9 protein-coding genes and 2 pseudogenes are annotated in these 12,908 nt (G+C 40.0%); 5 read left to right on the forward strand and 6 right to left on the reverse strand.

Annotated elements, in window-relative coordinates; translation table 11 throughout:
- The first annotated feature begins 66 nt into the window (after positions 1-66).
- From KP803_RS10805 to KP803_RS10820, 4 genes are read left to right on the forward strand one after another with little or no spacing between them, the layout of a single operon-like run.
- A complete protein-coding gene (locus KP803_RS10805) occupies positions 67-1,344 on the forward strand; it encodes an N-6 DNA methylase (RefSeq protein WP_248008852.1) in 1,278 nt (425 codons plus the stop codon).
- Positions 1,344-3,644: a sensor histidine kinase gene (locus KP803_RS10810; RefSeq protein ID WP_248008853.1), complete on the forward strand. Its 2,301-nt coding sequence runs from the start codon at positions 1,344-1,346 to the stop codon at positions 3,642-3,644. Before KP803_RS10805 ends, KP803_RS10810 begins: the two co-directional genes overlap by 1 nt.
- Positions 3,644-4,294, forward strand: a complete 651-nt coding sequence (locus KP803_RS10815) for a hypothetical protein (protein WP_248008854.1) — start codon at positions 3,644-3,646, stop codon at positions 4,292-4,294. The genes KP803_RS10810 and KP803_RS10815 overlap by 1 nt, the downstream gene beginning before the upstream one ends.
- Before the next feature lies 1 nt (position 4,295).
- Entirely contained in the window at positions 4,296-4,937 is a 642-nt protein-coding gene (locus KP803_RS10820) for an HNH endonuclease (protein ID WP_248008855.1), read from the forward strand.
- Between the two features lie 22 nt (positions 4,938-4,959).
- Here the strand turns inward: KP803_RS10820 and KP803_RS10825 are convergent.
- From KP803_RS10825 to KP803_RS10850, 6 genes and pseudogenes are all read right to left on the reverse strand, one after another.
- Positions 4,960-5,283: pseudogene (locus KP803_RS10825) on the reverse strand (S24/S26 family peptidase); the annotation flags it as partial.
- Between the two features lie 128 nt (positions 5,284-5,411).
- The gene (locus KP803_RS10830) at positions 5,412-7,340 is read right to left on the reverse strand and encodes a PAS domain-containing sensor histidine kinase (RefSeq protein WP_248008856.1); all 1,929 of its coding nucleotides are present in this window, start codon (positions 7,338-7,340) and stop codon (positions 5,412-5,414) included.
- Between the two features lie 196 nt (positions 7,341-7,536).
- Positions 7,537-8,508, reverse strand: coding sequence for an ABC transporter substrate-binding protein (locus KP803_RS10835; RefSeq protein ID WP_248008857.1), 972 nt, complete (start codon positions 8,506-8,508; stop codon positions 7,537-7,539).
- Positions 8,509-9,032: 524 nt separating this feature from the next.
- Positions 9,033-9,131: pseudogene (locus KP803_RS10840) on the reverse strand (IS5/IS1182 family transposase); the annotation flags it as partial.
- A gap of 254 nt (positions 9,132-9,385) precedes the next feature.
- The gene (locus KP803_RS10845; RefSeq protein ID WP_248008858.1) at positions 9,386-11,017 is read right to left on the reverse strand and encodes an ABC transporter substrate-binding protein; all 1,632 of its coding nucleotides are present in this window, start codon (positions 11,015-11,017) and stop codon (positions 9,386-9,388) included.
- A gap of 952 nt (positions 11,018-11,969) precedes the next feature.
- Positions 11,970-12,596, reverse strand: a complete 627-nt coding sequence (locus KP803_RS10850; protein WP_248008859.1) for a helix-turn-helix domain-containing protein — start codon at positions 12,594-12,596, stop codon at positions 11,970-11,972.
- An 88-nt stretch (positions 12,597-12,684) separates the two neighbouring features.
- Between KP803_RS10850 and KP803_RS10855 the strand changes: the two genes are divergently transcribed.
- A complete protein-coding gene (locus tag KP803_RS10855; RefSeq protein ID WP_248008860.1) occupies positions 12,685-12,897 on the forward strand; it encodes a hypothetical protein in 213 nt (70 codons plus the stop codon).
- The last annotated feature ends 11 nt before the right edge of the window (positions 12,898-12,908 follow it).

Raw genomic sequence — 12,908 nt, forward strand, 5'->3', positions numbered from 1 at the left:
ACTTAATGGTGAAGGTAGACTCATTGTGTGATATATTAGCTAAATTACCCTCTGCAGTTGCTAGTGATGAATCAGCTCAATAAACATAACTCTTCCTTACGTGAATTTTTAGAGTCAGAAGAAGACCATCTAGACACCAGTGTTTTAGGTGAAATGGTAAACCTTGATTCAATAGATGTTGTACTTAGAGAGTGCTTAACTATAGAAGAAATGCGTGAAGCAGGTAGCTTTTTTACGGGAGCAGAATTAGCTGCAACTGCAGTGAATTTATTCCAAGCACCAATAACATTTGATTCAGTAGTGTTAGATCCTACTTGTGGAGCTGGTAACTTACTTATTGAATGCTCTAGAAGGTTAGGGGTTGAATCTACGTTATCAAAAACACTTGAAAAGTGGGGTGGAGTTCTTTGGGGCTACGATATTCATGAATCCTTTGTCGAAGCAACTAGATTAAGAATTGTAATTGAGGCTCTCTATAGAGGAGTAAAAAAAGACTGCAGTATTGATGCGGCTTTGGCAATGCTGACGCATATTAAGTGCGGTGACGCTTTGATGGTAGATTCCGACGAGTTGGCAACTGTTACTCACAGCATAATGAACCCTCCATTTACAAGTTGGCCTTCTCCACGAGAAAATTATTGGAAGGTTGGAAAGGTAAATGCAGCAGGCGTTATTTTTGATAAGTACTTAAGACTTTTACCTTTAGACTGCAACATTAGTGCAATTTTACCTGATGTACTTCGCTCTGGTAGCCGATATGAAGGCTTTAGAACATTCACGTCTAGTCAAGTTAATGCGCAATGTAATGTATGGGGAAGATTTAATTCCAAAACTGATGTGGACGTATTTATCCTTCACGGCAATTTGGAAGAAGATAACCAAGAAGAAATTGCTTGGCATGAAGACCTTGGTGAATACACAGCGCTGTCTGAACGTTACGATGTTTGTATTGGACCTTTGGTTGCTTACCGTGATCCAGAAGAAGGAGAGTCATACCCATACTTTCATCCCAAAAACTCTCCTAATTGGCAGACTGTAACGGAACCTACTGAATTTCGAAGATTTTCTGGTACAGTGTTAGAGCCACCCTTTGTCGTTATTAAGCGAACATCTAGCCCTTCAGATAGGTATCGCGCTTCAGCGACCATCATAAATTTGAAAGAAGCGGTGGCGATAGAAAATCATATGATTGTGATTAAGCCCAAAAGCTCGACACTTAGAGATTGCAAAAAAATACTTAAAGTATTGAAATCTAATCAAACTAATGAATTTTTGAATGAACGAATTAGATTACGTCATCTAACTGTTACGGTAATTAAGGATATCCCCATTGAGGGAACATAATGATGAAGATTAAAAAATTAGAGTCAAAACCTTTTGAGTTGTCTGCTCGAGTGACGATGCAGTTAGGTCGAGAGAGTATTTCTAGTTCTACGGTAGCGATTTCTGAGCTGATTAAAAATTCTTATGACGCGGATGCTGAAGAAATATCAATAAAATTCTTACTAGATAGCAAAGGTGTCAATACTCTGGTCATTGAGGATAATGGCTTGGGTATGGATTATGCTACATTGACAAATAACTGGTTGAAAATAGGAACAAGTAACAAAGTCTATAATGCTTATTCGCCAGTAAAAAAGCGGCTCAGAGCAGGTGCGAAGGGCTTAGGTCGGTTGGGCGTTGATAGATTATGTAAGAAGTTACAATTATTCACTAAGACAGCTGATATGAAGGCTCCACTTCTTCTGGAAGTAGATTGGAAAAAATACGAAGGTGTAGATGTCGGTCTGTCTGATATTGAGCATGATATTTATGAGGTGGTTGGTAAAGTATCTGATAAATATGGGAAATCTAATCTTGATGAAAAAACTCAAGGCACTAGGCTTGTATTACACGACTTGACAGACAATTGGTCAGATTCGTTTGTTGAAGTACTTGTTAATGAGTTAAGGCTTCTCGTTTCTCCATTCAAATCTATGAATGATTTCAAGATAAAACTTAATATTGAACGAGATGGTAAAAATCAAAACATAGAGATTTCCTCTGAACATATTTTGGACGCAGCACGTTGGCACGTTAAAGGGATGGTTGATACAGACGGAAATGTTGGAGTTGAATATCATAATAAAATATCTAATGAGACAATAAAGTTAGAACCAATCCCATGGCATAATTGGATAAAAGGAGCTGGCAAAAAAGCTAATTTTGGCCCTGTTTCTTTCGAGTTCTACTATATGTCGCAAGGTACCGAAGATTTAAAGAGAGTTAACCTTAAAGCAAAAAATTTCCGTGAGTTCATGAGATTGAACCAGGGAGTGCGCTTGTATAGAGACTTTTTTAGGGTAAGACCTTATGGAGAACCTACAGGTAAAGGCGACTGGCTAGGTTTAGGTTTTCGCAAGGCCAGTAGTCCTGGTGGTATAAGCCAAGGTGGGTGGAAAATTGGTCCAAATCAAATTGTCGGTTCAGTTATCATTTCAAGAAATGAAAACGCTATCCTGAATGATCAAGCTAATAGAGAAGGGATTGTTGAGAATGAGGCATTCGACCAGCTAAGAGTTTTTTTAATTAAAACTATTGAATCTTTTGAAACCCTGGCACATAAGGATGCTAAGCAAAATACAGACGTAAACTTATCTGAAGAGTTAGCCGCTTGGGTTGAGAAGGAAAGTAAAAAATATAGTGAAGAATATAATCAAGTTCTCAATAATATTAGCAATATTAAAGAAAGTAAAAGAAGTAAAAAAAATAAAGGAAAAAAAGGGAGTAAGCCTAAACTATCACCAGAAAAACTTCTAGAAGCTGAGCTCGCTAAAATCGCGAATTTGGCTAAAAGGCAAGAAGTGATCCAAGATAAAGTAAATGATTTGATTGCTACTTATAGTGAACAGATTTCGGATATGGAGTATCAAAAAGATACTCTATCTAACCTTGCTTCAATCGGGATACTTACAATTAGTTTTGGGCATGAGGTAAGGCAGCATTCCTCTTTAGCTATGAGCGGTATATCTAGTGTAATTAAGAGATTAAACAGAATACCGGAACCGGATGATAATATAGAACGATGTCGACGGTTATCAAAACATGCGTTAGAAGGTGCTATGTATGTAGATAATTTTTCTAAGTTTGCACTAGATAATATAAAACCAGACAAAAGAAAAAGAACGAAAGTTAATGTATTAACAGTGTTGAATTATATATCGACGATGCTGAAAGATACTCTTGATAAGATGGATGTTGAATTCAAAATTATAAATGAACTTAGTATAGATAGTGAATTTAGAGTGTTTTCTTTTGAGATCGATTGGGAGAGTATTATAATTAACATGTTTACCAATGCTATATGGGCGTTAGAAACACAAACGTCAACTCGTGTTATTGAAGCAAGGCTTGAGGATAGTGTCGATGAATATGTTCTTACGTTCGCAGATAATGGTGTAGGTTTAGAGAGTAATAGTGAGGAGAATATTTTCCTCCCGATGGTCAGTGGAAAAAGAGATAAAAGTGGCAATTCGATAGGTACAGGTATGGGGCTTGCCATAGTTAAGACTCATGTTGAAGATCATATGGGAGGGCAAATACAAGCTAGTAACTGCTCATCTCTAGGTGGTGCTAAGTTCACAATTAGGATTCCGAAAAGATAATGAGTGATATAAAATTGAATGTTATATATATAGATGATGAAGAAGCTTCAAGAGATGTATTTTCTGAGGTAATAGACGATTTATACGATGATAAATTTAATGTCGTTAGCATTTCTCCAAATAAAAAGTTAGCCGACATGATATCAGTGATCGCTGATATCCAAGATGTAAAGTCAATAATTATTGATGAGAAGCTTAGTGTTTCAGCTAAAACAGAATATAAAGGGTCTGAATTATCTGAAGAACTAAGGAATATTTATGAAATAATGCCAATTTATATTTTGACTAGTCAGCCTTCTAGTTTGGAGCCTATTTGTGGAAGTGTGGAATATGTATTGGATAAAGGGCAAATAGAACAGGATTCTTATAAAGAACACGTCAAGAAACTTTTATCCCGTCATATAGCTAATACCGATGCTTTAGTCTCAGAGAAAAAAGAAAAATATGATCGACTGTTAACTAAGTCAATGAGTGAAGGATTAAGTGAGGTTGAAATGACTGAACTTGAGTCTTTGGAGTTGTTTAGGATTAAACCCCTTCTAAAAACTGAATCGTTAGTCGGTGAAAAAGATTTAGAGGCTTTAGATGAGAATGACAAGATATTAGGTGAGTTAGAAGAGCTATTAGCTTCGATGGGAGAGAAAAAGTAGTATGTTTTTTCCTGGATTAGTACGCAAAAGTGAAGAGCATTATTATAGCCAGCGAGGTGGTTTTTACGCTTCTTATGCCGAGAATTACAATAATATAGAGAACGATTGCAAACATCGTTGTGTTTATTGTGACATCACTCGTATGGAAAATGGTGGAGATCCATTATCTCTAGACCATTTTAGGCCAAAGAAAGTTTTTGCTACAAAGTTTACAATCACAGCCATTCATCCTTATAACCTTCATCTATCTTGCCAAAAATGTAACGTACTTAAATCAAGTGATTGGCATGGATGTCGTAACACCATTGATGGATCAACGTATTCTAACAATGCTGGTTATATTGATCGTTTTGTTGAAGATATTCATGAATATATGACAGTAAATAAAGGTGTACTTGTACCTTTAAAGAACCCCGCCCAATATATGATTAAGAAGATGCTTCTTAATCGACCTAATAGAGTTTATTATCGCTACCTTAGGCAACTACAGCAAACTAAGCAGGATATAAACGTTCGACTTAGTGAGTTAATGGTACTTACATCGGAAGAAATGAGAGGTGGGCTGATCTCATTTGAAGAGGCTAGCAAAAGAATGGAAATTTTTTCTCTAGCTCAAAGTACCCTAACTGAGATAAAAATATAGCATGGCCTTGCCATGCTACTCATCACTTCTTCTCCATAACCAACGCCACTCTACCCACAACCCTAACTTCATGTTCTTCGACTGTTAGAGTCGAGCCGTTAAAGCTGATCGCTAATTCCTTGCCTGGTAAACGTTGGATTTGGTTTAAAGAGAGTAGGCCGTCCATATCAACTAGGTACGAGCCACTTACTGCCTGGCGAACTTCTTTATCGACAATAAATGTAGTTCCATCGTGTTCGATGCCTATTACATTCTTTACGCCAAGCTTATCTAGATAGCTTTTATCGAATGCTAACGTTTCATTTCCTACCAGCTTTCCATTTACAAGAGTGAAGTAGTCGACTTCCAGCTTTAAGAATGACAAGTTAAACGAGCTTAAACCGACGACCAAAAACAAGCTATATGTTGCATGCACGAGAGCTCATTCATAATAGAACACAGTTAAGTGGTCGTCACCCGGTTGGATCTAAATGGCTAAAGTGTCGATAATGTCCTTGGCAAGGTAAGTGTAAATGTTACTCCTTGACCAAGTTCGGATTCAAACTTCAGCTGACCACATAATTTCTGCTTTATGAGATTAAACACCAAATTGAGCCCTAGACCGCTACCACCCTTACCGCGTTTACTCGTAAAAAAGGGCTCAAAAATTTTGTGGTGTAGGGACGCTTCAACACCGGAACCATTATCTTTGTAGATGAGAACAATATCATTATCACGTTGATAGTAATTAATCGAAATCGTTGGCTTCTCTTGATCGTCGAATGCATGATTAATACTGTTCATCACAAGGTTGGAGATAATTTGTGTTAGAACGCCCGGTAAACTATTCATCGTTACCATTGGATCGCCATCAATTGTAGGTGTGACTGATACTCGTTTAGTCTCAGGTTTTAGGCTCGTCATTAGCGCTTCTAGGACTTGTTGGACTTCAAACTCTATTTGGACTTCTGAAATTTGATCGACGGCGGTTTGTTTAAAGTCTTTAATAAGAGCCGCTGCACGTCCAAGGTTGTTTGTCAGCATGACGTTAGTCTCGCCAATTTGTTCCATCAGTTCATAAAAGTGGGCATTGGGAAAGGATTCACTCGAAACCTCGTTACTGATCTCGATGGTTAGATCTTGGATTAAAGAGGCCGCGGTGACAGCAATACCCAGTGGGGTATTCACTTCATGAGCTACTCCAGCTACCAAACCACCAAGTGCGGCTAATTTTTCAGACTCGATGAGCTGTTCCTGAGCCTGTTTTAGTTGCTCCATACTCTCTTTGAGATCTAATGTTCTCGCCGCAACCGCATGCTCCAAATTTTCATTGAGGGCTTCTAATTTCAGTTGTGCGGATTTTAGCTCGGTGATATTAATGCAAGTCCCCCGGTAACCGATGAATTTGTCATCCGAAAATCTTGCTAATGCTTGAAAAAGCATATGATAAGTCACGCCGTGAATAATGATGGTTTCAGAACACATCGAGAAATCATTTGAAGACCGGATTGCTTTATGAAGTTTATTCAAATCTTTGAACTCCGGGATATCAAAAATATCCGGTTTATTCAACATGTCCAGATCAAGTGCCTCTAACATGGATTCAGAGCCGTAAGTGAGCTTCCCTTGCATATCCGTTTCCCATAACCAGTCCGAGGAAACCTGAGTGAAGTCACTGAGGCGCTCTTGCTCTAATTTTACGTTGGTATATAGCTTCGTTACGTTATTCGTTATTCTCATTGTTTCATCGGCAAGCCAATTGAGTTCGTCATTCTTTTCCATGATCCAAGGTGTATAAAAAAGTACAAGTGGTTCTTCTGGTGGGTGTCTTGGAGAGTAATTTTTGAGATATTTGGCGATGATGAAAATACGACGATTGATGCTTTCATGGAAGACCTTTAAAATGAGAAAGCATACGAATGTGGTCTTTAGGGCATTGAGACCTAAGGTTAGCAAAAACTCTTTAATTAGAGAGTGGTAAATACGTTGGGCATCCGACTCTATGTAAATAACGCCGATCACCTCAGGTTTATCCACATCACTTTCTGCATATACAAGCGGGAAAGTAGACGAAATGGCATCGTCACTCATTTGCTCCCCTGCAGAAAATGAGTATTCTTCTGATGTGATAAGCAAGTAATCGATTTTAGGTAGATTAACCAATCCATCTAGTCTTTGCTGCAAAGCAATGAGTTCAAACCCCCATAGTGACGAGGCGAGCAAAGGCGCATGAACCACTTGAACTTCATGGTGACGCTGATCAACACCATTGAACTCTCTATTGTAATCCCAATAGAGTTGCGTCAAAGTTGTTAACAGAGTAATAAAACCACTCAAAATAAGAATAATAAGAATGATACGACGACCAATCCGACTATAAAGCGGATGATTAATGCTGTCTTCGAATTGCTTACTTTTACTCATAAGTCACCTGATTAGTTCACGATAACAACGGTAGAGCTGTTATTCGACGATATGTAACCTGTCGTGCATCGATTAAACTATCTAGTAGGCCTTACTGTACAATGCCGTTATATCCTTAAGACGCGCTGTTTGCTGTTGCCATCCACTTTCATTTATATACACCATAAGCAGGCCTAACAGGAGTATTTTATGTAACCTAATCCGTACCTGCCCAATGTGCCGGCGGTGTTAAGTTCCAACGAGCCGCTTCATGCTCACTATAAATTGCTTTCCCTTTCTTGCCTGTTGCAATAGGAATTGAAGAGACGGGTTTGCCTTTAAGTATCTGCCGGGCAACCACTCCAGCAGCAGCACCTTGGCTTTCGCCAAATAAAACCACACCACCAATGGTTTTCCCCTTACCAACAGAAAAGTCCCAAAATCCAAACAGAGGAAGGGGCGAATGTTGATTTGTCCATGACAGAACACTATTTGCGTCAACGTTGTTATTGTTATCGTCGATCAGCGTGTGATATAAGCCAATCATTATCGCGTCGTATCCCTGGTTTTTTGCGTCAGAGACTGTGCTCTTCCATTCGTTAATCGTTCCTATATTATGAGAGTCAATGTTAATGTTTAGGTGGGTTTTGGCGGCGTTAAATTTCCTACTAATGAATGAGTTAGCTATTTCAGAAGTCGTTCCTGAATCAAACAGTACCAGGACTTTTCCTTGTTTCAACGACATCAAATCAGCGATATCCTTGATGTTTTTAAGCAATAAAGGTCGCTCCAATATCCCGGTAATTTGGGCTTGGCCTTTATATTTTGAAAGGATCCATCTTGGGTTGGAGTTAATCCCTAAGAAAATAATACTAATGGGCTCGTCATATAATTTAGGAAGCATATATTTGAGAGCATTATCATCACCAAGAATAACAATATCTGGTTTCACTTGTTGGTAATAGCTCCAAGCCTTTTCCGCCATGGGCTCGAACTGCTCCTGTGGGATACGCTTGGTGTTCATTTGAAAGGTATCAAACTGATGACTCGCATCGATTTGACTTTCTATTCCCTGGATATATTCTTTGTCCCAAGGAAATTCAGAGTGATAGCTTTCGATGAGCAATATCTTACCTGCGAGTGCTGGTAAGCAAAAACAGGTGAGTAATACAATCATTAAAGTTTTCATGACAACTACCATATGTCATCTCAAGGTTAACTTTAAGTATAGTCTGATTAGGCAATAACCACTTTTTTAATGTGCTTATATTCCCAGTCTTTTTTTATTTATACGCATCAATGTTCCCTTTCAAAAACGTCTGCTTGCAACTTCAAGCGTCAACGTGATACACACCTGACAAACATGGTGGAACGCAGTCGCTCTCACTATCACCTCTCAATGGACAATCAATAAGGTCTATTGATTGTAGAGCTTCAAAAGCGAACGCCGGAACACATCAAAACGTTTTCTCAAAAAACGTACTCGTATGAATGAGTTGAGCTTTTATTTGAGAAGCCTTACTTGAGAACGCGAGATCTGATTGATTGAGGGCTTTACCGCTCTCGACAAGCTGCGATAGCCACCCTTTCCTAGCAATGAGTTAACGGAATTTGTAAGCTGGTTGCCACAAGAGATTTACTTTGAATGCCCTTAGTTTTCTATTGGGCGGCAAGGACGTTTTCACATCTTGAGCGGCTTTGCGCGCAGCCAATTACAGCCTCTCCATTAATCCAGAAGGTCAGAGATCCACGGTTAATGAGTGATTGGTGATAGTGTTTCCAGTTGGTTGTTTTGTAACGAGGTTTAGGCATAAGGATACGAGTGGGAGTGACAGTGGTTAAGCAGATCGTAGGTTCTGGGTTTAGTTCCACTGAATTACGCAACAAAGTTCTTGAACTGCTCATCAGGGGGCAAAAGCTGAGTCAAAGTCCAAACTGCCTATTTTTATCCTGCTTATGGTCAACGAGTACTTTGTCCATACGTTGACCAAAAGCCGGAGATAGAACATTAAGCCTCACTAATGGTAGGGCTTGACTATTCCTTATATTGGCTTAGCCAATGATAATTACTTGAGCGGTGGGGGTAAAATAATGTACAAATCTTTTGAGTAGACATTATTCTCAGGGTTATCGGAAGAATAACCGCCAACGCGGGGGCTCACGAGTTGTACTTGCACTGACTGATAAAGAGGGGCGATCGGCATTTCATCCGCCAGTAAACTTTCCATTTCTTGATAATATCGCGCTCTCCTCTCAGGTTCGACAGACTGCCTCGCCATTTGAGCGATTGTGTCATAGTCTTGATTTTTAAAATGGATCCCGCCGGCTGTGTTGTTGCTCTCCATCAATGAAGTAAACGTAGATGCTTCATTGTAATCGCCACACCACGCAATCAAACTGCCCTCAAACTCACCCAGGTTTGTGTTGTTGAGATAAGTTTTCCACTCCTGATTTTCAAGGATCACATTCACACCCAACGCTTTTTTCAGCATAGACTGTATGGCTACCGCCAGTTTTTTTCGATTGTTAGAAGTAGGGAACAATAACCGAAAAGATAAAGGGTTGTGGATATCATACCCTGCTGATTTCAAATACTGCTTTGCCAACTCAATGCGTTCTTCTTGAGATAAGGTTGAGTATTCAGGCGGAATTGGCTTGAAGCCTGCTATGTTATTTGGCGTGAGGGTGTAAGATGAACGCTGCCCTTGCTTTAATATTTTTTGAGTAAGTACATCACGGTCAATGGCATAAGAAATAGCCCGACGAATACGCACATCATTAAAGGGCGCGCTCACCGCATTAAAGCGCATGTAATTTGTGCACAGAAGCCCCTGAACAGAGACTGATTCTGGGTGCTGTTCTGTCAGTCTCTGAAAGTGCTCTAAAGGTACCGTCGATGTGATGTCTATCTCGCCAGCTAAAAAACGGTTCATTTCTGAAACGGCATCATCTATCGGTAAAATGGAGACACGATTAATAGTGGTATTGTCGTTATCCCAATAGTGAGGGTTTCGTATGAGGTCTATGCGTTCGTTAATGATCCATCTGAGCACGGTATATGCCCCGTTTCCGACGAAGTTTTCTGGTCTGATCCATTTATTTTTGTATTTCAAAACGGTCGCTTTAGGGACTGCGACGAGACTGGAATGACTGGTCATCATTACGAAATGTGGGGTTGCTTCGTCTAACTCTATTCGTAATGTTCGTTCATCAAGAGCGGTAACGCCAAGTTGATTGGGGGCTTTTTCCCCTGCGATAATCGCTTTCGCGTTTCGTACGGTCGCAAGTTCAAGAAACCAAGCGTAGGGTGAGGCAGTTTGGGGAGCCACTAAACGTTGAAAACTGAAAACAAAGTCAGCGGCGGTTATCGGCGTTCCGTTCGACCACTTAGCGTCAGGTCTAAGATAAAACGTGTATGTCTTATTGTCTTCGGTGGACCAGTGACTGGCTACACCTGGTTTAATGTTTCCAAATCGATCTTGGATCACCAATCCTTCAAGTACATCTCGGATCACATTCGATTCTGCTACACCCTGTGTTTTATGAGGGTCTATGGATGCAACCTCAACGCCATTCCCTTTAATTAAGGTTTGTATGTCTGCTAAACGATTAGCTGCAATAGCACTGGGGCCTGCTAAGAACGACAGACATAGAATAAAAGTGATAACTTTGTTTGCGGTTCCTTGTGGTACATGCATGGCAGGCTCTCATTTCTCATTGAATGTTGTACCCAACTAAACTATATGAGGTTGAACCGTTTCAAATATATTATTGATAACTTATCTCCCATTTCACCCACTTACATCCGTTCACTCGCTTCCATCAGAAAGATCCCCCCAAGCCAGAAGAGCCGTGATAATAGGGAAGAGGTGAGTGATCGATAAAACGCATATCAATAGTGTATGACTGAATATTATTGGCTTCTTGTTCGTGTGTGTCAGTAGTGCACAGAGCCAGCAAAAGACTGAGTCAATACCCTTTAACAAAGCCAGTTGAGGCTAGTGGCTCTGTGCGAAGTTCATTGTGCAGGTATCGATGTAAAGGGGGTAGTAAATAATTCATAAATAATGGTTAAGGTTCATTCCCACCTTCTGAATCGTTTGTATTACCTTTGATTGACGAAATTAAATTCAGAGTTTGTTTTTCTGGGGAGAGTTTTTGTGCAAAGTTTGAATTGAGAGTCGATGGATAAGCGGAACTTCCATCATGTTTAATCCACGGGTATGAAGTTCATTGATCGGAAGGGCGGCCAAGTTTCCCCCGAACTTGGCCTATCCAAACGCAGCAAGCAAAAGCGTTTAGGATGTGTGACTATAAATAGCGTACAACATATCTGAGTGGTGTGTACATTCATAATAGTACTCTGTGGAAAGTGTAGATATGTGCTCTTGCGACAAACGTAATTTTTCTGATACGGCTTTGGGACAACATTGGGGCAAAATGAAAGGTTGTATTAGGATGTATTACGCCACCAATTTCATCTGAACGGAAAATACTAGATATAAAAAAGGCGCTCAAGCGCCTTTTTTAATTCTTTGCGAAAGTGTTCGTGCCATTCCCCCGAGGTCCGGGTGAGAATAGGCTGTTAAGTATCGGTGACGCTATTAATCAAATTAGTTCCGAGTGCTCTTAAACAGATGAGTGCAACCGTTAACGCCTTTCCATCACGAACGCGACTCTACCTACAACCCTTACTTCATCTTCTTCGACGGTTAGAGTTGAACCGTTAAAGCTGATTGCTAGTTTTTTGCCTGGCAAACGTTGGATTTGGTTTAAAGAGAGTAGGCCGTCCATATCAACTAGGTACGTTCCACTAACCGCTTGTTGGTTTTCTTTATCAACAAGGTACGTACAGTCAATCTCTCGAATAGCCATTGGATTACTAACTTCAATCTCGTCCAAATAAGACTTATCAAACGTTAGTGTCTGAAGGTTTTCTAGTTTGCCATTCTTAATAATAAAAGAGTCAATATCGAACAGGAGTTTTGTCTCTATACGTTTTGATTGATGTTTTTGGGATTCTCCGTTCGGAAAAGGCTCTCCTTCACCGAGTGTTAACCACTTCAATAAGGCTCCAGTGTACATGTGAGCTCTAAGAACTATTTCAAACGGGCATAAACCACGCTTATGCCAAGTGGCTATTGTAGAAGCAGAAACGTCGAGTCTGTCCCCGAGTTCTCTAATTGTCTTTGTTCCAAGGATTTTATGAAGCCGATCTGTGACGAGCTTCCCACCTTGGTAATCAAAAGAGGTCAATTTGGCTTGATTTGTTCGCATATACGATCAATAATCCAGTTCAGATGGACTGCGAGCGATAACTCGATAGTCCTTTGTTAAACATTCATGTACCCAACAGGATATCACTATGCTCTCATATCAAGTAGTCCTAAATACGCCTTTCATGACGTACGACCGATACTCTCAGTTCTCTGGAATGCCAAAGCGCACCATCATAGATTGGGTAGCCGATGGTCGCTTACCGATTAAAACTAAAGCAAAAGGCAAAGAAACTCCCCTCATCAACATGATCGCCTTAGTTGAAATGGCGACTCGTGAAACCATGGAAAAGTTGGGGTAGGCCGTCATGCG

The sequence above is a fragment of the Vibrio amylolyticus genome, assembly GCF_023145695.1.
Taxonomy (GTDB): Bacteria; Pseudomonadota; Gammaproteobacteria; order Enterobacterales; family Vibrionaceae; genus Vibrio; species Vibrio amylolyticus.